Source organism: Streptomyces longisporus, assembly GCF_039532765.1.
Classification (GTDB): Bacteria; Actinomycetota; Actinomycetes; order Streptomycetales; family Streptomycetaceae; genus Streptomyces; species Streptomyces longisporus.
Genome location: NZ_BAAASG010000010.1, coordinates 75822 through 99358, shown reverse-complemented (window position 1 = coordinate 99358; position 23537 = coordinate 75822). Strand labels below are relative to the sequence as shown.

Annotated in this window: 19 protein-coding genes, 1 tRNA gene and 1 pseudogene; 10 read left to right on the top strand and 11 right to left on the bottom strand. The window is 70.8% G+C overall.

The features are described 5' to 3' along the window. Positions 1 to 455 precede the first annotated feature (455 nt). Together ABD355_RS21565 and ABD355_RS21560 are read left to right on the top strand one after the other, a co-directional pair. A complete protein-coding gene (locus ABD355_RS21565) occupies positions 456 to 1838 on the top strand; it encodes an NAD(P)/FAD-dependent oxidoreductase (RefSeq protein WP_344402154.1) in 1383 nt (460 codons plus the stop codon). A 172-nt stretch (positions 1839 to 2010) separates the two neighbouring features. Continuing rightward, positions 2011 to 3306: a class I SAM-dependent methyltransferase gene (locus ABD355_RS21560; protein ID WP_344402153.1), complete on the top strand. Its 1296-nt coding sequence runs from the start codon at positions 2011 to 2013 to the stop codon at positions 3304 to 3306. Between the two features lie 60 nt (positions 3307 to 3366). On the opposite strand, the gene ABD355_RS21555 is transcribed toward ABD355_RS21560, so the two are convergent. Continuing rightward, entirely contained in the window at positions 3367 to 5895 is a 2529-nt protein-coding gene (locus ABD355_RS21555) for an ABC transporter permease (RefSeq protein ID WP_344402152.1), read from the bottom strand. After that, a complete protein-coding gene (locus ABD355_RS21550; RefSeq protein ID WP_344402151.1) occupies positions 5895 to 6668 on the bottom strand; it encodes an ABC transporter ATP-binding protein in 774 nt (257 codons plus the stop codon). The genes ABD355_RS21555 and ABD355_RS21550 overlap by 1 nt, the downstream gene beginning before the upstream one ends. 414 nt (positions 6669 to 7082) lie before the next feature. Here ABD355_RS21550 and ABD355_RS21545 point away from each other — a divergent pair. The 3 genes from ABD355_RS21545 (at position 7083) to ABD355_RS21535 (ending at position 9639) form a co-directional block, all read left to right on the top strand. Beyond that, a tRNA-Leu gene (locus ABD355_RS21545) sits at positions 7083 to 7169 on the top strand. Between the two features lie 170 nt (positions 7170 to 7339). After that, positions 7340 to 8515, top strand: coding sequence for a 4-hydroxybenzoate 3-monooxygenase (locus tag ABD355_RS21540; protein WP_344402150.1), 1176 nt, complete (start codon positions 7340 to 7342; stop codon positions 8513 to 8515). 230 nt (positions 8516 to 8745) lie between these two features. Continuing rightward, positions 8746 to 9639 (top strand): Bax inhibitor-1/YccA family protein, encoded by an 894-nt coding sequence (locus tag ABD355_RS21535; RefSeq protein WP_344402149.1) that lies wholly within the window; start codon positions 8746 to 8748, stop codon positions 9637 to 9639. A gap of 108 nt (positions 9640 to 9747) precedes the next feature. On the opposite strand, the gene ABD355_RS21530 is transcribed toward ABD355_RS21535, so the two are convergent. Continuing rightward, the gene (locus tag ABD355_RS21530; RefSeq protein WP_115907750.1) at positions 9748 to 9978 is read right to left on the bottom strand and encodes a DUF4287 domain-containing protein; all 231 of its coding nucleotides are present in this window, start codon (positions 9976 to 9978) and stop codon (positions 9748 to 9750) included. A gap of 105 nt (positions 9979 to 10083) precedes the next feature. On the opposite strand from ABD355_RS21530, the gene ABD355_RS21525 reads away from it, so the two are divergent. Next, positions 10084 to 10395, top strand: coding sequence for a hypothetical protein (locus ABD355_RS21525; RefSeq protein WP_344402148.1), 312 nt, complete (start codon positions 10084 to 10086; stop codon positions 10393 to 10395). A gap of 3 nt (positions 10396 to 10398) precedes the next feature. On the opposite strand, the gene ABD355_RS21520 is transcribed toward ABD355_RS21525, so the two are convergent. From ABD355_RS21520 to ABD355_RS21510, 3 genes are all read right to left on the bottom strand, one after another. Next, positions 10399 to 11175: a hypothetical protein gene (locus ABD355_RS21520; protein ID WP_099929345.1), complete on the bottom strand. Its 777-nt coding sequence runs from the start codon at positions 11173 to 11175 to the stop codon at positions 10399 to 10401. A 283-nt stretch (positions 11176 to 11458) separates the two neighbouring features. Beyond that, positions 11459 to 12679 carry an acetyl-CoA C-acetyltransferase gene (locus tag ABD355_RS21515; RefSeq protein WP_344402147.1) on the bottom strand — a complete coding sequence of 407 codons (1221 nt, stop codon included), beginning with the start codon at positions 12677 to 12679 and terminating at the stop codon, positions 11459 to 11461. A gap of 287 nt (positions 12680 to 12966) precedes the next feature. Continuing rightward, the gene (locus ABD355_RS21510; protein WP_344402146.1) at positions 12967 to 13995 is read right to left on the bottom strand and encodes an SGNH/GDSL hydrolase family protein; all 1029 of its coding nucleotides are present in this window, start codon (positions 13993 to 13995) and stop codon (positions 12967 to 12969) included. A 149-nt stretch (positions 13996 to 14144) separates the two neighbouring features. Here ABD355_RS21510 and ABD355_RS21505 point away from each other — a divergent pair, with 149 nt between their 5' ends. Beyond that, positions 14145 to 15533: a cystathionine beta-synthase gene (locus ABD355_RS21505; protein WP_344402145.1), complete on the top strand. Its 1389-nt coding sequence runs from the start codon at positions 14145 to 14147 to the stop codon at positions 15531 to 15533. Between the two features lie 338 nt (positions 15534 to 15871). Here the strand turns inward: ABD355_RS21505 and ABD355_RS21500 are convergent, their stop codons facing one another. Beyond that, positions 15872 to 16726, bottom strand: coding sequence for a helix-turn-helix transcriptional regulator (locus ABD355_RS21500; RefSeq protein WP_344402144.1), 855 nt, complete (start codon positions 16724 to 16726; stop codon positions 15872 to 15874). 147 nt (positions 16727 to 16873) lie between these two features. Here ABD355_RS21500 and ABD355_RS21495 point away from each other — a divergent pair, with 147 nt between their 5' ends. Beyond that, positions 16874 to 17635, top strand: coding sequence for an SDR family oxidoreductase (locus ABD355_RS21495; RefSeq protein WP_344402143.1), 762 nt, complete (start codon positions 16874 to 16876; stop codon positions 17633 to 17635). Between the two features lie 2 nt (positions 17636 to 17637). On the opposite strand, the gene ABD355_RS21490 is transcribed toward ABD355_RS21495, so the two are convergent. The 4 genes and pseudogenes from ABD355_RS21490 to ABD355_RS21475 all read right to left on the bottom strand — a co-directional run. Beyond that, on the bottom strand, positions 17638 to 18069 hold the full coding sequence (locus ABD355_RS21490; RefSeq protein WP_344402337.1) for a hypothetical protein: 432 nt from the start codon (positions 18067 to 18069) through the stop codon (positions 17638 to 17640). 32 nt (positions 18070 to 18101) lie between these two features. Continuing rightward, positions 18102 to 19703 carry a SulP family inorganic anion transporter gene (locus ABD355_RS21485; RefSeq protein ID WP_344402142.1) on the bottom strand — a complete coding sequence of 534 codons (1602 nt, stop codon included), beginning with the start codon at positions 19701 to 19703 and terminating at the stop codon, positions 18102 to 18104. Positions 19704 to 19735: 32 nt separating this feature from the next. Further along, a complete protein-coding gene (locus ABD355_RS21480; protein WP_344402141.1) occupies positions 19736 to 20410 on the bottom strand; it encodes a carbonic anhydrase in 675 nt (224 codons plus the stop codon). A 238-nt stretch (positions 20411 to 20648) separates the two neighbouring features. Further along, positions 20649 to 20939 (bottom strand): annotated as a pseudogene (locus ABD355_RS21475) (ATP-binding cassette domain-containing protein); the annotation flags it as partial. Between the two features lie 142 nt (positions 20940 to 21081). Here ABD355_RS21475 and ABD355_RS21470 point away from each other — a divergent pair. Further along, on the top strand, positions 21082 to 22599 hold the full coding sequence (locus ABD355_RS21470; protein ID WP_344402140.1) for an aromatic amino acid ammonia-lyase: 1518 nt from the start codon (positions 21082 to 21084) through the stop codon (positions 22597 to 22599). Next, the gene (locus tag ABD355_RS21465) at positions 22596 to 23456 is read left to right on the top strand and encodes a MurR/RpiR family transcriptional regulator (RefSeq protein WP_344402138.1); all 861 of its coding nucleotides are present in this window, start codon (positions 22596 to 22598) and stop codon (positions 23454 to 23456) included. Before ABD355_RS21470 ends, ABD355_RS21465 begins: the two co-directional genes overlap by 4 nt. Positions 23457 to 23537: the final 81 nt, after the last annotated feature.

Here is a 23537-nt window from a genome sequence, read left to right as displayed (position 1 = left end):
GCCGTGGCGTAGGTCTCGATTGTTACCGATGGGTAGCTCTCGGACGAGCAGGTCGGATAGCGTATGAGCGTGTCCAGGGGGCCTTTCGGGGCCCCTTGGCGACACGCCGCCAGGAAAGTTCGTGAAGTTCTTCACAAGGAATTCCGCCCTGTGGAAGCACGAAAAGGGTCCGGTTGGGCCTTCCGGGGGCCCAACAGGCCCTTGAACGTGTTCAGAAGGGGTATGGGAAGCTTCCTGGAAGGACGCTCACGAGGGGGTGTTGCGGAGGGCTCACCGCACCTCCGATCGCGCGGAGAGGCAGCTCACGCGGCATTGACAACGGGACGTACCGCCCCGCGGAGATCTCGCCGCGACCTGCCCCGCGACAGCGAGTCGCGGAGGATAACACACCCCTTGCAAGAGCTTGTGAAGGGGCGCACGAGCGACCCCCCTGGGGCAGGTGGATACTCGATGGCATGAGCACCACGGAGCGTCCCAGGATCCTCGTAGTAGGCGGTGGGTACGTAGGCCTGTACGCAGCTCGGCGCATCCTCAAGAAGATGCGCTACGGCGAGGCGACCGTCACGGTCGTCGACCCCCGGTCGTACATGACCTACCAGCCCTTCCTCCCCGAAGCCGCCGCCGGCAACATCTCCCCGCGCCACGTCGTCGTCCCGCTGCGACGCGTTCTGCCGAAGGCGGAGGTCCTCACCGGCCGGGTCACCACCATCGACCAGGACCGCAAGGTCGCCACGATCGCCCCGCTGGTCGGCGAGGCGTACGAGCTGCCCTTCGACTACCTGGTGATCGCGCTCGGCGCGGTCTCCCGCACCTTCCCGATCCCCGGCCTCGCCGAGCAGGGCATCGGTATGAAGGGCATCGAGGAGGCCATCGGCCTGCGCAACCACGTCCTCGAGCAGCTCGACAAGGCCGACTCCACGAACGACGAGGAAATCCGCCGCAAGGCGCTCACCTTCGTCTTCGTCGGCGGTGGCTTCGCCGGCGCCGAGACCATCGGTGAGGTCGAGGACCTGGCCCGCGACGCGGCCAAGTACTACAAGAACGTCTCCCGCGAGGACATGCGCTTCATCCTCGTCGACGCCGCCGACAAGATCCTCCCCGAGGTCGGCCCCAAGCTGGGCGCCTACGGCAAGGAGCACCTGGAGAGCCGCGGCGTGGAGATCTACCTCTCCACCTCGATGGACTCCTGCGTCGACGGCCACGTCGTGCTGAAGAACGGCCTCGAGGTCGACTCCAGCACCATCGTGTGGACCGCCGGCGTCAAGCCGAACCCGGTCCTGTCCCGCTACGGCCTGCCGCTCGGCCCCCGCGGTCACGTCGACTGCGCCCCGACCCTCCAGGTCCAGGGCACCGACTACATCTGGGCCGCCGGCGACAACGCCCAGGTCCCGGACCTCGTCGGCCGCAAGGCGGGCAACGAGAACGCCTGGTGCCCGCCGAACGCCCAGCACGCGCTGCGCCAGGCCAAGGTCCTCGGCGACAACGTGATCTCCGGCATGCGGGGCTTCCCGCAGAAGGACTACAGCCACGGCAACAAGGGCGCCGTCGCGGGCCTCGGCCTGCACAAGGGCGTCGCGATGATCGTCATGGGCAAGATGAAGATCAAGCTCAAGGGCCGTCTCGCCTGGTACATGCACCGCGGCTACCACGGTCTGGCCATGCCGACCTGGAACCGCAAGGTGCGCGTGTTCGCCGACTGGACCCTCGGCATGTTCCTCAAGCGCGAGGTCGTCTCCCTCGGCGCGATGGAGCACCCCCGCGAGGAGTTCTACGAGGCCGCGAAGCCGGCCCCGGTCGCGGCCGCGCCCAAGGAGAAGACCGAGGCCAAGGCCTCCTGACCGCCTCCGGTCGCTGATCCGGCCGAAAGACCTCCCGCCGTCCGTGGTGCGGGGGGTCTTTCTGCGTTTCCGGGGCGGAATATGTAACGCGCACGGGGGACTGTGCAGACACCCCGTTTTGTTTATACGTGGTGTTGGACATTCCGGGAGTGCTGTCACGGAGGTGTGCGCCATGGCCGAAGCCGCGCAGCGGCTGAAGAGCCTCGTCGAACAGTTGCTGGGGGTCCCGCTCCCGGTGCGCATCCGCGCCTGGGACGGTTCGCAGGCGGGGCCGCCGGGCGCACCGGCGCTGGTCGTGCGGAATCGGCGGGCGGTACGACGGCTCCTGTTCAAGCCGGGGGAGCTGGGGCTCGCCCGCGCCTGGGTCGCCGGGGACCTGGACATCGAGGGCGACCTCTACGCCGCCCTCGATCTGATGTCGGAGCTCGTGTGGGAGCGCGGGGAGGACACCAGAACCCTGCTGCAGATGGTGCGCGACCCCGAGGTGCGCGCCGCCGCCCGCGGCCTGGTGAAGGTCGCCGGGCTCCCGCTGCCACCGGCCCCGCCCCGCGAGGAGGTCCGCCGGACCCGCACCCATCTGCACACCAAGCGCAGCGACCGGCGCGCCATCAGCCACCACTACGACGTCGGCAACGACTTCTACGAGATCGTCCTCGGCCCGTCGATGGTCTACTCGTGCGCCTACTGGCCCGCCCCCGACGCCACCCTCGAGAAAGCCCAGCGCGACAAGCTCGAACTCATCTGCCGCAAGCTCTCCCTGACGACCGGTCAGCGGCTGCTCGACGTCGGCTGCGGCTGGGGTTCCCTGGCCATCCACGCCGCCCGCGAGTACGGCGTGAACGTCGTCGGCATCACCCTGTCGCAGGAACAGGCCGCGTACGCCCGAAAGCGCGTCGCGGACGAGGGGCTGACCGACCGGGTCGAGATCCGGGTGCAGGACTACCGGGACGTCCCCGACGGGCCCTACGACGCCATCGCCTCCGTCGGCATGGCCGAACACGTGGGAGCCGAAAGGTACTTGGAGTACGCCGAGGACCTGTACCGCCTCCTGAAGCCCGGCGGACGGCTGCTCAACCACCAGATCGCACGGCGCCCGCAGTGCGACGAATCCTCTTACAGCGTCGACGAGTTCATCGACGCCTATGTCTTCCCCGACGGTGAACTCGCCCCCCTCGGCAGCACCGTCGGGCAGCTGGAGCGCGCCGGGTTCGAGGTCCGTGACGTGGAGGCGATCCGGGAGCACTACGGGCTCACCCTGCGCCGCTGGGTGGCCAATCTGGAGGCCGACTGGCCCCGCGCGATGCGGCTGGCCGGGCCCGGCCGCGCCCGCGTCTGGCGGCTGTACATGGCCGCCTGCGCCCTCGCCTTCGAGCACAACCGCATCGGCGTCAACCAGGTGCTGGCGGTGCGGACCCCCGAGGGCGGGGAGTCCGGGATGCCGCTGCGCGCCCGCACCTGGGGGGCCTGAGTCCCGTACGCACGAAGGGGCCCCGTTCGGCGAGCGAACGGGGCCCCGAGCGTCGTACCGCTACTCCGACTTGATCGCCGTCAGCATGTTCAGCCGCGCCGCCCGGCGGGCCGGCCACAGGGCCGCCAGGACGCCGACCGTCGCCGCCAGCAGGAGGAAGACGCCCATTCGGGCCCAGGGCAGGACCAGTTCGTACGTCGCCATCTTGGTGCCGAGGAGTTCACCGGCCGCCCAGCCGAAGAACACGCCCAGGCCGATGCCGAGCACCCCGCCGAAGAGCGAGATGACGAGGGACTCCAGCCGGACCATCCGCTTGATGCCCTTGCGGTCCAGGCCGATCGCGCGGAGCATGCCGATCTCCTGCGAGCGTTCGAAGACCGACATGGCCAGGGTGTTGATGACACCGAGGACCGCGACGATCACCGCCATGGCCAGCAGGCCGTAGAGCATGTTCAGCATCAGGGTGAACATCTGCGCGATGTCGTTCGACAGGTCCTGCTTGCTCTGGACCTTGATGGCCGGGTTGGTGCCGAGGGCCTTGACCAGCTTGTCCTTGGTCGTGTCGGAGGCGCCGTCCGCCGTCCTGACCAGGACCCGCATGTCGCCGGGGGCGGTCATGTGCGGGGTGACGAGGTTCTTGTCGAGCAGGATGCCCCGGATCAGGTCGTTGCCCTCGTAGATCCCGGAGACCGTCAGACGGGAGGACTTGCCGTCCTCGTAGTGCGCGGTGAAGGTCGAACCCGCCTGCCAGCCGTGGGACTCGGCGGTGTCCTTGTCGACGGTCACCTGTGTGCCGCCCACCTTGAAGGTGCCGTTGTCCACCTTCAGGTCGGTCAGCTCGGCGATCGCCGGGCCGTTCACACCGGTCAGGGACTCGCCCGTGCCGTCGATGCGCGAATAGACGTTGCGCAGCGGGCTGGTGGCGGTCACCCCGGCGGTGGCGTTCAGCTTGTCGTCGACGTCCGGGGAGAGCTCGTTGCCGTTCGCCATGGAGACGACGTAGTCGGCCTTGATGGCGGACGAGGCCATCTTGTCGATCGACTTCTGCAGGCTGCCCGCCATCACCGTCATGCCGGTGATGAGGGTGAGCCCGATCATCAGCGCGGAGGCGGTGGCGGCCGTACGGCGCGGGTTGCGCACCGAGTTCTGCCGGGCCAGCTTGCCCGAGACGCCGAAGACGCGCAGCACCGGGGCCGCGGCCGCGATCAGCGGGCGGGACAGCAACGGCGTGAGGATGAAGACGCCGATGATGAGCAGGACCGCGCCGAGCCCCATGGGCGCCTGGCCGTCCGTGCCGTCCATCGTCGTGGCCGCCAGGACGGTCGCGACGCCCGCGGCACCGAACAGCGCGCCCAGCGTGTTGCGCAGCACCAGCGACTTGGTGGTCGCCTGCGCGTGCACGCTGCTCATCGCGGCGACCGGCGGGATCTTCGCGGCCCGGCGGCCGGGCAGCCAGGCGGCCAGCATGGTGATGACGACGCCCACCGCGAGGGCGCTCGCGACCGTGCCGGGCGAGACGACCAGCGGTCCGTCCGGGACGGTGGCGCCCAGCGTGGTCATCAGGGAGCGCAGTCCGGCTCCGATGCCGATGCCCGCGACCAGCCCGGTGACGCCTGCGACCACTCCGACCACGAAGGCCTCGATCAGCACGGACCGGGTGACCTGGCGGCGGGAGGCGCCGACGGCACGCAGCAGGGCCAGTTCCTTGGTGCGCTGGGCGACCAGCATGGTGAAGGTGTTGGCGATGATGAACGTGCCGACGAACAGCGCGATACCCGCGAACACCAGCAGGCCCTGCTTCAGCCCGCTCATCGACGAGGAGATCTGCTCGGCCTGGTCGGCGGCGAGCTTCTTGCCGGTGGTGGTCTCGACGAGCTTCGTCCCGAGCGCGTCGTCCAGCCCGGCCTTCAGGGCGGTCTGGGAGGTGCCGGAGGCGGCCTTCACATCGATCTCGTCGTAGGTGCCCGGCTTGCCGAAGAGCTTCTGGGCGGTGGCCGTGTCGAAGAGGGCGAGGCTGCCGCCCGCCGCGACATTCCCGTCGTCGGTCGTGAAGACGCCGCTGACGGTCGGGGTCAGGACCGGGCCGTTCACGGACAGGCGGACCTTGTCGCCGACCTTGTACCCGGCGCGCCTGGCGGTCTCCGAGTCGATGGCGACCTGGTCCCTGCCGTGCGGTGCGCTGCCGGACTTCAGCGGGTACCGGGCGTCCTTGTCGCCCCAGTAGTTGCCGCCCTGCGACTGGAAGCCGCCGCCGATGAGCTTGCCGTCCTTGTCGGCGATGGCGGTGAAGCCGCTCACGACGCCGACGGCGGACGCGGCCCCCGGCACCTTCGCGCTCCTGTCGAGCATGGCCTGGGTCAGCTCGGGCGTCTTGCTGATGGTGTTGCCCTTGTCCTCCTGGGACTTGGCCTGCACGGCCACGTCGACCCGGTCGAAGCCCTTGGCCGAACTGTTCTGGTAGGCATCCGAGATGGTGTTGGTGAAGACCAGGGTTCCCGACACGAACGCGACGCCGAGCATCACGGCGAGCACGGTCATCAGCAGCCTGGCCTTGTGCGCGAGTACGTTGCGCAGGGCGGTACGGAACATCAGCTGGTGCGGCCCTTCGCGTCGAACTGCTTCATGAAGTCCAGGACCGATTCCGCCGTCGGCTGCAGCATGTGGTCGACGATCTGCCCGTCCGCGAGGAAGACCACCCGGTCCGCGTACGCCGCCGCCACCGGGTCGTGGGTCACCATGACCACCGTCTGCCCCAACTCCCTTACGGAGTTGCGCAGGAAGCCCAGCACCTCGGCGCCGGAGCGGGAGTCGAGGTTTCCGGTCGGCTCGTCGCCGAAGATGATGTCCGGCCGGGAGGCGAGCGCACGGGCCACGGCGACGCGCTGCTGCTGGCCGCCGGAGAGCTGGGCCGGGCGGTGACCGAGACGGTCCCGCAGCCCCACCATGTCGATGACCCGCTCCAGCCACTGCCGGTCGGGCTTGCGGCCCGCGATGTCCATCGGGAGGGTGATGTTCTCCAGGGCCGTCAGCGTCGGCAGCAGGTTGAACGCCTGGAAGATGAAGCCGATCTTGTCCCGGCGCAACTTCGTGAGCTGCTTGTCCTTCAGGGAGCCCAGCTCGGTCTCGCCGATGCGCACGGAGCCGGAGGAGAAGGTGTCGAGACCGGCCACACAGTGCATCAGCGTGGACTTGCCCGACCCGGAGGGGCCCATGATCGCGGTGAACTCGGCCTGCCGGAAGTCGACGGAGACCCGGTCGAGGGCGACCACCTGGGTCTCGCCCTGTCCGTAGATCTTCGAGAGATCCGTGGCTCGTGCGGCCACGGTGGTGGTCGACCGGTCGGCGACGGGTGTGGTGGTCACGGGCAGGAACTCCTCGTGGGACGACGTCGTGAAGGGGACGTGTTCCATCGTGGTGGCCGGAGTCTGCCGTGTAGTCAGCCGCTGTTCCGGTTCCCGGGGGCGACTTCGGAGGGACCCGGGTCCGCCGTGTCATACCTGGGGATGACGGGGACCCCTGACGCCCGGCGCTCCGGCGGCCCCGGCGAACGCCCCGTCGAGAACCGGTGGAGCACCCTCGTTCGGGCGGTGAAATTCCGTCATTCCGCATACACCGCCGACCGTCGCACGCAAGGCTATTGGCAAGTGCGGATGGCCCGTTCCATGGGCTGATGCACCCTCAGACGTCAATAAAATAAGACAACATCGGTCCGCCGTTCCGCTGTTCGGGGGATGTATCCCGATAGGCTCGGAACCTCGACGCGGAGCCCATGGCCTGCCCGGATGGTGGAATGCAGACACGGCGAGCTTAAACCTCGCTGCCCCTACGCGGGCGTGCCGGTTCAAGTCCGGCTCCGGGCACCACCATGTCGTCGATGCGTGGCGATCCCTGCATCCTGCATTGAAGACTTCACCGCGGGACCCGTTGACATCGGGCCCGAGCGGACGGAAACTCACGTCAGCAATTCGGTGAACTAAATTTCACTGCACGAACAAAGCGAATGCCTCCGACGCGACGACCAAAGGATGCAGGGATGCGCACCACCGTCGGCATCATCGGAGCCGGCCCCGCCGGTCTCCTCCTCGCCCGGCTGCTCCACAACGCCGGCATCGACTCGGTCGTGCTCGAGAGCCGCGGCCGCGCCTACGTCGAGCAGCGCCAGCGCGCCGGGATCCTGGAGCAGGGCACGGTGGACGTGCTGCGCGCGGCCGGCGCCGCCGGGCGCATGGACCGCGAGGGGCTGCGCCACGACGGCATCGAGCTGCGGTACGCGAAGAAGCGCCACCGGGTCGACTTCCCCGCCCTCACCGGCGGCCGGTCCGTGATGGTCTACGCGCAGACCGAGGTGTGCAAGGACCTCATCGCACTGCAGCTCAAGGAGGGCGGCCTGCTGCTGTTCGAGGCGGAGGCGCTGGCCGTCGAGGGCGCGGACACCGGCAGCCCGTCCGTCCGGTTCCGGCACGAGGGCCGCGAGGACGTCCTGGAGTGCGACTACGTCGTCGGCTGCGACGGCTTCTGGGGCGTGGCCCGGCAGGCGGTCCCGGCCGAGCTCACCCGGGTCTTCGAGCGGACGTACCCCTTCGGCTGGCTCGGCATCCTCGCCGACGTGCCGCCCTCGCACGAGGAGCTCGTCTACGCCCGCCACGACCGCGGCTTCGCCCTGCTGTCCATGCGCTCCCCGTCCGTCTCCCGTCTCTACCTCCAGGTGCCCGAGGGCACGGACGCCGAGGAGTGGGGGGACGAGGAGATCTGGGCCGAGCTGGAGCGCCGGTTCGAGACCGAGGACGGCTGGCGGCTGGAGCGCGGGCCCATCACCCAGAAGTCGGTGACCCCCATGCGGTCGTACGTCCACGAGCCCATGCGCCACGGCCGGCTCTTCCTCGCGGGGGACGCGGCGCACATCGTGCCGCCGACCGGAGCGAAGGGGCTGAACCTGGCCGTGGGGGACGTCGTGACCTTCGCGCGGGCCCTGACCCATCAGAAGGAGACCGGTTCGGCGGAACTGCTCGACTCCTACTCCGAGACCTGTCTGCGCCGCGTCTGGCAGGCCGAGCGGTTCTCGTACGACATGACCACCCTGCTGCACCGCGCCCCCGGCGCCACGCCCTTCGAGGACCGGCTGCAGCTCGCCCGGCTGGAACGCATCGCCTCCTCGCGGGCGGCCGAGACCGACCTCGCCGAGGGCTACACGGGCTTCCCGCTGCACTGACGTATGGGCGCCCGACGTACGGACGGCGTAAGCAGTTGATCTCCGACGGGTTCCGGCCATGTCGCAGCTTGGTCATGAATGGGGCCCCACGGTGAGGGGAATCACGGATCCGCGTAGCGTGTTGCGCACCACGACGAGGGAAAGATCCTCCCCAAGCACTAGGGTCAATCCTTTGCCTACCCATTACCCTTGATGCTCAAGGCCGCGCACGGCGGCCATGGAGGAGTGCAATGAGGAGCAGAAACCCGGTCTTCTCGCGACGGGGGTTCAGCCGCGACAACGGCTACGCGGGCTTCAACGCCGCGCCGCAGGCCGGGGGCCCCGCCGTCGCCACACAGGGCAACCCGTACGCCCAGCCGACCGGCAACCCGTACGCGCAGAACCCCTACGCCCAGCAGGGCCTGCAGTCGGGCGCCCCGCCGCAGGCGCCGGCCACCACCGGCCGGATGACGATGGACGACGTCGTGCTGCGCACGGCGTCCACGCTCGGCACGCTGATCGTGACGGCCGCGCTTGCCTGGGCGCTGCTGCCGGTCGACGACGCCCACATCAGCCGGTCCTACGGCATCGGCATCGGCGCCGCGCTGATCGGCATGGTCCTGGCGTTCGTCCAGTCCTTCAAGCGGACGGCCTCGCCGGCGCTGATCCTGTCGTACGCCGCGTTCGAGGGTGTCTTCCTCGGCGTCGTCTCCAGCATCGTCGACAACCGCATCGCGAGCGGCGCGGCCATGCAGGCCGTGATCGGCACGATGGCGGTCTTCGCCGCGGTGCTGATCGCCTACAAGGCCGGCTGGATCCGCGTCAACCGCCGCTTCTACGGCTTCGTGATGGCGGCCGCGCTCGGCTTCGTGCTGCTGATGATGGTGAACATGCTGTTCGCCGTCTTCGGCGGCGGTGACGGCCTCGGCTTCCGCAGTGGCGGGCTCGGCATCTTCTTCGGCGTCGTCGGCGTCATCCTCGGCGCCTGCTTCCTCGCCCTGGACTTCAAGCAGGTCGAGGACGGCATCGCCTACGGCGCGCCGAAGGGCGAGGCGTGGCTGGCGGCCTTCGGTCTGACGCTGACGCTGGTGTGGATCTACATGGAGTTCCTGCGGATCCTCGCGATCCTCAACAGCGACAACTAGTCGCCGACGGTCGTGAGCAGGCCGTGAGCAACAAAGGGCCCCGGCGTTGACCATATGCGGCTTCCGCCGCGTGGCCACCCGGGGCCCTTTGCCGTCGTCCAGTGCGCGCTAGAGGAATTTGCGCGCGGCCCTCCTCAGGTCGTACTCATGAACAATCGCCTTGGCGTGGCCGTACGCCAGATTGTGCTCGTGGCGGAGCCAGCTGACCTTCTCCTCGAAGTTGAAGAGAGCCGGGCCTTCCTCGACGGCGCGAAGCCAGTCGGAGACCTCACGGCCGGTGCAGTGGGGGATGCGGGCTAGCAGGTTGCGATGGGTCTCCTCGGAGAAGACTTGGGACATCGGCGCCTCCGGACGCAAAGGGGATGTAAGCCGGTCCTTCAGGTCACCGTGCCTGAGCGTTCGCCCGTTGGCAACAGTCGGGATGCGACGCGTACGCTCCACTCCGTGGTTGATACGACGCCCTTGACTCGTGCCGTTGATCACTTCGCCGACCGTCTGAGGGCCGCACCTCAGAGTCGGCTGCAGCGCGGCGCCGCCGCCGAGGCCCTGGAGTTGGCCAGGGAGATGGCCCGGCGCGCCCAGGCCGTGGAGGAACCCGGGACGGAGCCCCGGGAGATGCCCGACGCCGGGATGTTCGCCGCCGCCGACCAAATCACCGTCGCCGTACATGACTTGGCCCTCGTGCTGAGCGACGAGGGCCAGGTGGAGGAAGCTCTGCGGTTGGTGGAGGAGGCGCAGAAACGCGCCGGGGTGTGATCCCTACAGGGACGCTATGACCCTGTCCGCCAGGATGTAGACGTTCTCCTCGCCGCACTCGAAGGTCAGCGTGTACGCGCCCGAGATGCCCGAGCCGCCCAGCAGGACCGGGGTTTCACCCGCGCGCAGGGCCGCGGCGAGACGTTCCGCCGTTTCGCGGTGGCCCGGGGTCATGCAGAGGGTGGTGCCGTCGGCGAAGACGTAGACGTCGAGGGTGCCCAGCGGGCCCGGGCGTACGTCGGCCAGTTCCACGCGGGAGGCGGCGAGTTCCTCAAGGGTGGCCACCGTGCGCTCGTGGTCGTTCACGACCGGTGACTGGACCGGGACGAAGTCCGGGTGGGAGGGGTGGCGGCGACGGGCCGCGGCCAGTTCGGGGGAGTCCCCCGCGAACTCGTCGGCGTCCGCGGTCGGCTCGCTCACCGGCTCCAGGCCCATGAAGTCGGCCTGCCGGGGCAGGAACAGCTCGCTGTCCGCGAGGCCGAGCAGCGAGGGCGCGTCGGAGGCGTCACGGGCCTCCTGGGCGGCCCAGAAGGCGCGCGCCTCGGCCAGTTCGCGCTCACGCTCCTCGGCGAGCGCCTCGGCCACCGCGGCGCGTATGTCGTCGGCCTCCGAGGAGGGGCGGGCGGCGGGCACCAGACCGCGGGCGGTGCGGTGCTCGGCGAGCTGGGTGTGCAGTGCCGCGACCTCACGGCGCAACACCATGAGCGTCCGCAGGACGGCGACGCCCACGGCGCCCGTGGCGGCCGTGATGACCAGCAAGGTGATCGGCATGGCGCTCACTGACGTACTCCCGGTTCAAAGTCGACCCCCGACTTCCTACATCAGCTTGAAGGGCGGACTAACCAGCTGTCAGTGCGTAACGTCACGAAACGGGCAGGACTTTCGGTCCGGGGTTTAGTGGCGCGCCCGCCTTGACCTGCGTAAATCCCCCTTCTAAGGGAGATAGGTCACATCCTGGGGGAGATTGGATCACAAAATGGCCCGGAGGGCCGGGGTTTCCCGGACTCCGGGCCATCGGCTCACGGTGGGTGCCGAGTTGACTACCGAGAGGTGGGGTCAGGCGTCAGCTGAGGCGTTCGATGACCATCGCCATGCCCTGGCCGCCGCCGACGCACATCGTCTCCAGGCCGAACTGCTTGTCGTGGAACTGGAGGGAGTTGATGAGCGTGCCCGTGATACGGGCGCCCGTCATGCCGAAGGGGTGGCCGACGGCGATGGCGCCGCCGTTGACGTTCAGCTTGTCGAGGTCGATGCCGAGGTCGCGGTAGGAGGGGATCACCTGGGCGGCGAACGCCTCGTTGATCTCGACCAGGTCGATGTCGTCGATGGTGAGGCCGGCCAGGCGCAGGGCCCGCTGCGAGGCCTCGACCGGGCCGAGGCCCATGATCTCCGGGGACAGGCCCGAGACGCCGGTCGACACGATGCGGGCGAGCGGGGTGAGGCCGAGCTCGCGGGCCTTGGTGTCGGACATGATGACGACCGCGGCGGCGCCGTCGTTGAGGGGACAGCAGTTGGCGGCGGTGACCAGGCCGTCCGGGCGGAAGACCGGCTTGAGGCCCGCCACGCCCTCCATGGTCACGCCGGGGCGGGGGCCGTCGTCCTTGGAGACGACGGTGCCGTCGGGGAGGGTGACCGGGGTGATCTCGCGCTCCCAGAAGCCGTTCTTGATGGCTTCCTCGGCGAGGTTCTGGGAGCGGACGCCGAACTCGTCCATGTCCTGGCGGGTGATGCCCTTGAGGCGGGCCAGGTTCTCCGCGGTCTGGCCCATCGCGATGTAGGGGTCGGGGACCAGGCCGTCCTCGCGCGGGTCGTGCCAGGTGGTGCCCTCCTGCTGGGCGACGGCCTCGGTGCGGGCCTCGGCCTCGGCGAAGAGGGGGTTGTGCGTGTCGGGGAGGCTGTCGGAGTTGCCCTTGACGTAGCGGGAGACCATCTCGACACCGGCCGAGATGAAGACGTCGCCCTCGCCGGCCTTGATGGCGTGCAGGGCCATGCGGCTGGTCTGCAGGGAGGAGGAGCAGTAGCGGGTGACGGTGCAGCCCGGGAGGTGGTCCATGCCCATCTGTACGGCGACGATGCGGCCGAGGTTGTTGCCCTGCTCGCCGCCGGGGAGGCCGCAGCCGAGGTGGAGGTCGTCGATGTCGCGGGGGTCCAGCTCGGGGATCTTGGCGAGGGCCGCCTGGATGATGGTGGCGGTGAGGTCGTCGGGGCGCAGATCCTTGAGGGAGCCCTTGAAGGCGCGGCCGATGGGGGAGCGGGCGGTCGAGACGATCACGGCTTCGGGCATCACGGCTCCATTGGCGTTACGGGGGGTTGGGCAGGGCTGACTGGGAAGTTACCCGTACGTATGGCTTGGGTCACGGGTGTCGCCGTGTGACCCTGGCCGCAATTTTCTAAGCGCTTGCTTTTTTCGCCCCCGCCGCCCCTTCCCGTCCCGACCCTGGGGGCTGCCGCCCCCAGACCCCCGCTTCGGCCTGAACGGCCTCGTCCTCAAACGCCGGACGGGCTGAGAAACAGCCCCTCCGGCGTTTGAGGAGCGGGGGTCCGGGGGCTGGCCCCCGGGACGGGGCGAGATCACTGGGACGGCTGTTGCATGGGGGCCCGTTCCGGCTCCGGAACCCGGCGGCGGCGCCGCCGCTTGAGCAGGGCCCACGGCCCTCGCGGGCCCGTCGGCATGGCTGCCGTGACCTCTGTGCCCGCCTCCGACGCGGCCTCCGCGGCCGCCTTGGCCACCGGCAGGAAGCCTTCGCGGCGGGTGACGTCGGGCCGCTCCTCCTCGGCCGGCCACAGTTCAAGGGCGGCGCAGACCGTCGGCAGTACCGCCATCGCCGCCGTGGCGTACCCCTCGGCCGAGGGGTGGTAGTTGTCGGGGCCGAAGAGCTCCCGGGGGTTCGCCTCGAATTCGGGGCCGAGCAGATCACCCAGCGACACCGTGCGCCCGCCCTGTTCCACCGTGCCGATCGTCTGGGCCGCCGCCAGCTGACGGGAGGCCCGCCGGGCCAGCCAGCGCAGGGGCTGCTGGACCCGCTCCACCGTGCCCAGGTCGGGACAGGTGCCGACCACCACCTCCGCCCCGGCCGTCCGCAGCCGCCGTACCGTCGCCGAGAGGTGCCGGACCGAACGGGTCGGCGGCATGCGATGGGTGACGTCGTTCGCGCCGATCATGATCACGCAGATGTCCGGCACCAGCGCGGGATTCGCCAGCACCAGCGCCACCTGGCGGTCCAGGTCGTCGGACGTGGCCCCCGGGAGGGCCACGTTGTGGAGTTCCACCGGGCGTTCCGCCACCGCGGACAGCCCGGAGGCCAGCAGCGCGCCCGGCGTCTGGCTCGCCCGGTGCACGCCCTGGCCCGCCGCCGTGGAGTCACCGAGCATCGTCAGGCGCAGGGGCGGTTCGTCGGGGGTGGCGTACGTGGTGCCGTACAGGCCGTCCGCCACGGGGACGCGCCCGCCGGAGCCGTTGCCCACATGGCGCCTGGCCATCCGGACCTCCGCCAGCAGCAGACCGACGGCGGCCGCGCCGGCCAGGCCGATCCCGCCGCCGCCGTATGCCGCGCCGGCCGCGATCCGCCGGGCCACCCTCGCCCTCGACATGCTCGTCATACGCCGCCGCCACCTCCTCGTAGCCGTACATCCACTCCTTGCCCCGTACCGGCCGTTCGCCAATCTCAACGGCGAGTGAACGGCTCCCCCGGGCCGTAGGCTGGCGGGACAATCACGACCACTTCTTTTGCAAGCATCCGGAGACAACGGTGCATTTCCACGACTCGATGATCAGTCTCGTCGGCAACACCCCGCTGGTGAGGCTCAACAGCGTGACCAAGGGCATCCGGGCGACCGTCCTGGCCAAGGTCGAGTACTTCAACCCCGGCGGCTCCGTGAAGGACCGCATCGCCCTGCGCATGATCGAGGCGGCGGAGGAGAGCGGCGCGCTCAAGCCCGGCGGGACGATCGTGGAGCCGACCAGCGGGAACACCGGCGTCGGCCTCGCCATCGTGGCGCAGCAGAAGGGGTACAAGTGCATCTTCGTGTGCCCCGACAAGGTGAGCACCGACAAGATCAACGTGCTGCGGGCGTACGGGGCGGAGGTCGTCGTCTGCCCGACGGCCGTCGACCCGGAGCACCCGGACTCGTACTACAACGTCTCCGACCGGCTGGTGCGTGAGACGCCGGGCGCGTGGAAGCCCGACCAGTACTCCAACCCCAACAACCCGCTCTCCCACTACCACTCGACCGGCCCCGAGCTGTGGGAGCAGACCGAGGGGAAGATCACCCACTTCGTGGCGGGCGTGGGCACCGGCGGCACCATCTCCGGCACCGGGCGGTACCTCAAGGACGTCAGCGACGGCGCCGTCCAGGTCGTGGGCGCCGACCCCGAGGGGTCCGTCTACTCGGGCGGCTCCGGGCGGCCGTACCTCGTGGAGGGTGTGGGTGAGGACTTCTGGCCCACCGCCTACGACCGGACCGTCGCCGACGAGATCGTCGCGGTGTCCGACAAGGACTCGTTCCAGATGACCCGCCGGCTCGCCAAGGAGGAGGGGCTGCTCGTCGGCGGCTCCTGCGGCATGGCGGTCGTGGCGGCCCTGCGGGTCGCCGAGCGGCTGGACGAGAACGGCGTCGTGGTGGTGCTGCTGCCGGACAGCGGGCGCGGGTACCTCAGCAAGATCTTCAACGACGAGTGGATGGCCGACTACGGCTTCCTGGAGGACGAGGGCCCGAGCGCCCGCGTCGCCGACGTCCTCAGCGACAAGGTGCACGGCGCCATCCCGTCCCTCGTCCACATGCACCCGGACGAGACGGTCGGGCAGGCCATCGAGGTGCTGCGCGAGTACGGCGTCTCCCAGATGCCGATCGTGAAGCCGGGCGCCGGCCACCCGGACGTCATGGCAGCCGAGGTCGTGGGCTCGGTCGTGGAGCGCGAGCTGCTCGACGCCCTGTTCACCAAGCGGGCCTCCCTGGAGGACCCGCTGGAGAAGCACATGTCCGCCCCGCTGCCCCAGGTCGGCTCCGGCGAACCGGTCGGCGACCTGATGTCCGTGCTCGGCGCCGCGGACGCGGCGATCGTGCTCGTCGAGGGGAAGCCGACCGGTGTGGTCAGCCGGCAGGACCTGCTGGCCTTCCTCGCCAAGGGCGGGAAGTAGCGGCAAACGTCCGGTGAACGGCGGGTGCCGGAGGCGAACTTCCGTTTGCCTACCGAAGTGGTGGACTTCGTCGAAGTGGTACGAGCGCGTCACGTCCACGCAGCACACGCTTAACACGGATCCGGCACATTGGTGGGTGTCGGCAGGGCGGGAGCGGCTCCCCGCCCCGGCCGACGCCGAAACGTCCAAGGACCTCCGGAGCGGCTCCCGGACCTCCATGGACGCCCGGACGTGAGACCCGGCCCTGACCCGGTCAGCGTCCCTCGCGGGGACCGCCGTCGTCCCGCCCCCCGGCAACGGGGGTGCGGCGGTCCCCGCGCATATCTCTTTCTGCGGGGCTATGCGCCCGTAGTGGTCCAACTACCCAGCAGGGCAAGCCTCTCCGCCGTCTCCGAGCCCGGTTCCGGGGTGTACGCCACGATCGTCTGGTCCGGTTCCGACGGGAGTGACAGGGACTCGTACGGGAGGGTCAGCAGGCCTGCGACCGGGTGCCGGACGTGCTTCACGCCGTACATGCACGCCTTGACCTGGTGGTCGGCCCACAGGCGGCGGAAGTCCTCGCTCTTGAGGGAGAGCTCGCCGACGAGGTCGCGCAGGCCGGGGTCGTCGGGGCGCTCGCCCGCGTTCAGCCGCAGATGGGCCACGGTCTGGGCGGCGACCGCGGCCCAGTCGGGGTAGACGTTACGGCCGTCGGGGTCCAGGAACAGGTGCCGGGCGACGTTGCGCCGGGCGGGCGGCATCCGGCTGAAGCCCATCAGGGCGTCGGCGAGCGCGTTCCAGGCCAGGACGTCCATGGCGGGCCCGAGGACGAACGCCGGGTTGTGCGCCATGCCGTCGAGCAGCACCTGGATGCCGGGGCGGACCCGGGGCGCGGCCCGGCGCCGGTCGCGCTTCTTCTGCGGACGGGCAACCGCGTACAGATACGCGTGCTCCTCCTCGTCCAGCCGCAGGACGCGCGCGATGGCGTCCAGTACCGCGTCCGACACTCCCCCGGACTTCGTCCGGGAGGGGCCCCCAGGACCGCGGCCCTGTTCCAGCCGGATGTAGTAGTCGACGCTGACGCCCGCCAGCTGCGCCACCTCCTCCCGGCGCAGGCCGGGCACGCGGCGCCGTCCGTGTGAGGCCAGCCCCACCTCCTCGGGCCGGATGCGGGCGCGGCGCGAGCGCAGGAAATCTCCGAGGTCCCCGTCCATGGGTTCGATCGTAGGGGAGGGGCGGAATCCGAACCTGGTACTGGCAGACCCAGGAAAAGCTCATCCCTGGGTAGGGCCCGCCGGGCGGCGCAGGGTGGTGGGCGTCGCCGGGAAACGCCCGGGCGATTTCCTTGCCAAGGAGCACTCATGTCGTACGAGAACCTGGCCGGCCGTACCGCTGTCGTCACCGGGGCCGCGAGCGGGATCGGCGAGGCCGTCGCCGTGCTGCTGGCCGCGCAGGGCGCCAGGGTCGCGTTGCTGGCCCGGCGCCGGGAGCGGCTGGACGGGATCGTGGAGAAGATCCGGGCGAACGGCGGGCAGGCGCTCGCCGTGGTCGCCGACGTGACCGACGGCGGGTCGGTGGACGCGGCCGTCGAGCGGATCCATGCCGCCTACGGGACCGTCGACCTGGTCGTGAACTCGGCCGGAGTCATGCTGCCGAACCCGGTCGACGACGGACGGGTCGACGAGTGGCAGCGGATGCTCGACACCAATGTCAGCGGTGTGCTGCGGGTGATCCGCGCCTTCACCGCCGACCTGGTGGGCGCGGCCGCGGACGGCCGCAGCGCGGACCTCGTGAACATCTCGTCCGTCGGCGCGCACATCACGTTCCCCAACTACGCGGTGTACGGGGCGACCAAGGCCGCCGTCACCTATCTCTCGCAGTCCCTGCGCGGTGAGTTCGGACCCCGTGACGTGCGCGTCACCAACATCGAGCCCGGGCTGACGGCGACCGAGCTGGCGCAGCACATCGACAGCGATTCGCTGCAGGAGCAGGTGGAGGGGATGGTCGAGGCGCTGGGTGCGCTGTCGGCCGAGGAGGTCGCCGATGTCGTGGCCTACGTCAGCAGCCGCCCTCGGCACGTCAACCTGCGGCAGATCATGGTGCTGCCGACCCGGCAGGCGTGAGGTCAGTCCTGCCAGCGGTCCTCGTCCTTGGCGGGACGGCGACGGCGGCCGAAGAGGTCGGCGTTGGCTCGGACGGCCTGGAAGGCGTTGACGCCGACGATGCCGGCCCAGGTGATGAACAGGCCGGCCAGATGGCCGATGCCGCCGCCGATCGCGGACAGCGGGATCGCCAGGACCAGCGAGACGATGCCGAAGCCGAAGCGCTCGCCCCAGGAGTCCGTCGGCGGCTTCGGCGCCCGGGCGCCCCGGGCCACCACCATCTGCTGCTCGGCGAGCTGCCGGCGCACCCGGCGCTCGACCGCGCCGTCGATGCGCTGGTCGACCTTCTCCAGGAACGAGTCGACCAGCGCCGACTCGTACTCCTCGCCGAGTTCCCTGCGCGCCTGGAGGGTGGCGTTGAGTTCCTTCTTGAGCTCGGCGTCCCGCGCGTCCATCCCCGTCTCCATTCCCGTCATGGGAACCCACGTTAGGGAGCCGGGGCGCTCACCGCACTGGGGATAGCCCCCCTGTCGGGGCTGGGGCTGACCGGGAGGACACCGAACGGTTCCAGGACTCTGCGGTGGTCCTGGCCGACCCCGCTGATGCTGACCTCGATACCGCGGCCGCGCAGCTCGCCGACCACGTCCTTCAGCGCCATCGCGCCGGTCGCGTCCACCGCCGTCAGGCCCGACAGGCGCAGGTCGACGGCCGCGACACCCTGCACGTCGGCGAGGCTGCGGCGGAAGCGCTGGGCGGCGGCGAACAACAGCGGGCCGTCGAAGCGGTACGTCACCCTGCCCGCCCCACCGGGTACCTCGTCGGCCGCGGCGGGCGTGAGGCGGGTGCCGCGGACGGCCGCGCGCAGGGCCAGCAGGACGGAGACGCCGAGACCGATCAGTACGGCCCGCACCAGGTCCAGGGCGAGCGTCGAGGCCGCGGTGAGGACCAGGACCAGCGCGTCGCCGTGGGTCGCCCGGGCCATGGCCCGTACGGCTTCCGTCTCCACCATCCGTACGGCGGTCGCGAGCAGGACGCCCGCCAGCGCGGCCAGCGGGATACGGCCCACCAGCGGAGCGGCGACCGCGACGATCCCGGCCAGGATCACGGCGTGCGCGAGGGCGGCGAGGCGGGAGGTGGCGCCGGTGCGGACGTTGACCGCGGTGCGGGCGATCGCGCCTGTCGCCGGGACGCCGCCGAAGAGCGGGGCGGCGAGGTTGGCGATGCCCTGCCCGAAGAGCTCCTTGCCGGGGTTGTGGCGTTCGCCCGGGCGCATTCCGTCGGCCACGGACGCGGACAGGAGGGACTCCAGGGCCGCCAGCGCGGCGACCGCGGCTGCGGGCGCGATGAGGGAGGGGATGCGGGTGACGTCGAGGAAGGCGAGGGAGGGCGCGGGCAGGGAGGGCGGGAGCGAGCCGATGCGGGTGACGTGCAGGTGCAGGGCCTCGGCCACGACCGTCGCCGCGGCGACCGCGGCGAGGGAGAAGGGCACGCCGGGCTTCCAGCGGGCGCCCGCCAGCATCAGCGCCGCCGAGCCGAGGGCGAGCAGCAGGGCCGGCCAGTGCGGGGCGGCCCCGAACTCCTCGGCCGCCCGGGCCGCCACGACCGCGACCTGCTCGCCGTGCGGGAGCGGCACGCCGAGTGCGTTCGGCACCTGCTGCAGGGAGATCACCGCCGCGATGCCGAGGGTGAAGCCGGCGATCACGGGCGCGGGCACGTACGCCATGGCGGATCCGGCCCGGGCGAAGGCCAGCCCCAGCAGCATCAGCCCGGCCAGCAGGCCGACGGTGAGGACGCCGTCGGCGCCGTAGTGGTGCACGATCGGCACGAGGACGACGGTCATCGCGCCGGTGGGGCCGCTGACCTGGCGTGCGCTGCCGCCGAAGAGTGCGGCGAGCGACCCGGCGACGATCGCGGTGACCAGCCCGGAGGCGGCACCGAGCCCGGAGGTGACCCCGAAACCGAGGGCGAGGGGGAGGGCCACGACGGCGACGGTGAGGCCGCAGAGCAGGTCGCGCCGCGGGGCGCGGGTCATGGAGCGGAGGTCGGCGAGGGAGGGCAGGACGGACAGGGCCGAACGAGGGGGGTTCATGGGTCTTCTTCGTGAGGGGGGTGACAGGTGGTTCAGGGCAGCAGCGAGACCAGCCCGGTGTCGAGGTCGAAGCGGGCCGCCGTGATGTGCGCCGAGGTGAAGGCCGGGTCGGCGCGGATCGCGTCCCGTACCCAGACCGTGTTGGCCCGCATGGTGTGTTCGGCCCAGTCGCCGGGCAGGTGCCGGGTGCGCAGGGCGGCCGGGGCGATCTCGTCCACCAGCAGCTCCAGATGGCCGGGAACCGGGGTGTCCGTGCGCAGGTGGTCCAGCGTGGCCGCGACCGCCCCGCAGCGCTCGTGCCCGAGCACCAGCACCAGCGGGATGTGCAGTTCCTGGACGCCGTACTGGATGGAGGCGAGCACCGCCTCGTCCAGCACCTGGCCGGCCGTCCTAATGCAGATCAGGTCTCCGAGGCCCTGGTCGAAGGCGAGTTCCGGCGGTACCCGGGAGTCGATGCAGCCGACGACCACCGCGAAGGGGTGCTGACCGGCCGCCAGCGCGTGCCGCCGCCCGTTGCTCTCGTGCGGGTGGCGGGCCTTGCCGGTGGCGTAGCGCCGGTTGCCGGCGAGCAGGTCGGCGAGGGCGGAGCGGGCGGTGACGGGCGGGCGGGGCCGGGCGTCGGGGTCGGCGGGGGCCGCCGACGCGGGGGCGGCGGCCAGCGCGCCGACGGCGGTGGCGGCGAGAAAGGCCCTGCGGTTCGAGGCCATGACGCATCCTCAGGTGTTGTGCTGACAGCGCACCTTCACCGTATGCATGCGATCAGTCACCCTGAGTGCCCGTTTAAGGACACTTGGTTGATTCGTCGTCAGATCATCGCCGCCCGGATACCCCTTCTTGATCTCTTCATCCGTTGATCGGACGAGTCCGTGCTGCCTGGCGTACGCGTCGGGGCGCGGGCCACGCCCACGCTCCCCCAGTGCCTTGAGGGCCTGGGGGCACCCCCAGCTGCCGGCCGCCGGAGAGCCGGTGCGGATAGCGCTTGCCGGCGTCGACGGCGAGGCCGACGGTCTCCAGCAACTCGGCGGCGTCCTGCCGCGTGACGTCCCGGCCGCCGACCCGGATGGTCCCGGAGGTCGGCTCTACCATGCGGTTGACCATCCGCAGGGTGGTCGTCTTGCCGCAACCGGACGATCCGACGCGGACCGTCACGCCCCCTTCCGTCATTTCCAGGGAGAGGTCGTGGACTGCTGTCGTGTCGTTGGGGAAGCGCTTGTGGACCGCGTCGAACTGGATCATGAGTTGTCCCTTGCCCGACTGTATAACGTCATGCAGAGTTCTTGGTAGCTGAATAGGTTGTCAACGGGTTGGTGTTAATCCGAGGTAACGGATGACCGAAGAGCAAGATCGAGTGTCCGGACTGAGGGGAGCTTGGGGGCTTATGTCGTCTCGGATCGTGGACGCGCCGCCTGCGGCGTTCTCCGGAGGCACCGGACTCGTGGTCCTCGACGGGGTCGGACTCGGCGTCGCGGACGTCGTGCACCTCGCCGACGGGGCCGCGCGGCCCGTCCCCGGGAGCGAGGCGATGCGGCGCGTCGAGGAGTCCTGGGACGCCGCCCGGCAGATCGCCGCGACCGGGCGCGTCTACGGCCGCTCGACCGGCGTGGGCGCCAACCGGAACGAGGACGTGCCCACCGAGGCGGCCGCCGAGCACGGCCTCAGGCTGCTGCGCAGCCATGCCGGCGCGATCGGCGAGGAACTGCCCGCGCGGGAGGTACGGGCGATGCTCGCCGTCCGCGCCAACCAGCTCCTCGCGGGCGGCGCAGGCCTCAGGCCCACCGTCGTCACCGCGCTGTGCGAGGCGCTGGAGAGCGGGGCGCACCCGGTCGTCAACGAGTTCGGCTCGGTCGGCACCGGCGACATCGCGGCCCTCGCCCAGGCGGGCCTCGCGCTCGCCGGGGAGCACCCCTGGCGGGGGCCGAACGCGCCCAAGCCCCAGCCGCTCGACAACAACGACGCACTGGCCTTCATCAGCAGCAACGCCCTCACCCTCGGCCAGTCCGCCCTCGCCCTGCACGAACTGCGCGGGCTCGTGCAGGCCACCCAGGTCGTCGCCGCCCTGTCCCTGCTCGCCGTCGACGGCTCGCACGAGGCGTACGCCGCCCCCGTGCACGCCGCCCGCCCGCACCGGGGCTCCAGCGAGGTCGCCCGCCGGATGCGGGAGCTGATCGGCGCCGCGGACCGGCCCACGCCTCCCCTCGGCCGGATCCAGGACCCGTACGGCTTCCGCTGTCTGCCCCAGATCCACGGCCCCGCGCTGGACGCGGCGGACGACCTGGAGGAGGTCGTGGCGATCGAGATCAACGCGGCCGCCGAGAACCCCCTGATCTCACCCGAGGACATGGCCGCCTACCACCACGGCGGCTTCTACCAGGCCCAACTCGCCCTCGCCCTGGACCACTTCAGGCTGTCCCTCACCCAGGTCGCCCGCCTGTCGACCTCACGCCTGTCCACGCTCAACGAGCCCGCCTTCACCCGGCTGCGGCCCTTCCTCGCCGACGAGGCGCCCGCCTCCTCCGGCGTGATGATCCTCGAGTACGCCGCCGGGGCCGCCCTCGGTGATCTGCGGGCCTTCTCCGCCCCCGCCTCGCTCGGGCACGCTGTACTCTCCCGGGGCGTCGAGGAACAGGCCAGCTTCGCCTCGCTCGCCGCACGTCAGACACTGCGCGCCTGCCGCGCGTACCGTCTCGTCGTGGGCTGCGAACTGGTCGCCGCCGTACGCGCCTTGCGCCAGCGCGACCTGCGGCCCGAACCGGACCTCCCGGTGGGCCGGGCACTGGAGCTCGCCGAGTCGGTACTGGCGGCCGACCAGGCCGACCGGCCGCTCACGGACGACGTGACGGCGGCGGCCGCACTGCTGGACCGGTTCACGGACATCTGGAGGGGGAGCGGGTCATGAGCACGGAGAGGGAGCTGAGCGTGGTGGACAGTCCGGCGGGGCGGCTGCAGGCGCTCTTCGAGGGGCACCGGCTGACGCCGACCCAGCGGCGCATCGCGCACAGCATGGTGCGGCGCGCCGCCGACGTGCCGTTCCTGTCCAGCGTGGAGCTGGCCGAACTGGCCGGGGTCAGCCAGCCGTCCGTGACCCGCTTCGCCGTCGCCCTCGGCTTCGACGGCTACCCGGCGCTGCGCAAGCACCTGCGCGAGGTCGCCCCCGCCGAACAGGCCGCGGACGCCGGCTCGTACAACGAGTACCAGCAGGCCGTGGAGGCCGAGATCGAGAACCTCCGGCACCTCGCGGAGCTGCTCGCCGACCCACGGCCCGTGCAGAAGGCGGGCCGGCTGCTGGCGGCCTCCCGCCCGCTGCCCGTCCTCGGGCTGCGCGCCGCCGCCTCCCAGGCCTACGGCTTCGGCTACTTCGCCGCCAAGGTCCACCCGGACGTACGGCTGCTGAACGAGGGCGGCACGATGATCCAGGACCGCATCGAGGCCGCCGTACGGGCCGGGGCGACGGCGCTGCTGTGCTTCGCGCTGCCCCGGCACCCGCGCGAGGTCGTGGACACGCTGGCCTTCGCGAAGGAGGCCGGTCTCACGGTGGTGACGGTCGCCGACTCGGCCTTCGCACCGGTCGCCAAGGTCTCCGACCTGCTGTTGCCCGCCGCCGTCGGCACGGGCCTCGCCTTCGACACCGCCTGCGCTCCGATGCTGCTGGGGCGCGTCCTGCTGGAGGCGATGTGCGACGACCTGCCGGACGCGCAGGCCCGACTGGAGGAGTTCGACGCACGGGCGGCGGCGCGGGGGCTGTTCGTGGAGTAGGCCCACGTGGCCCACGTTTTCAGATTCGTCTCACGTTGCCTCGTTAGCGTGCGTCTCACGGATGCCGCACAGACATGAGAC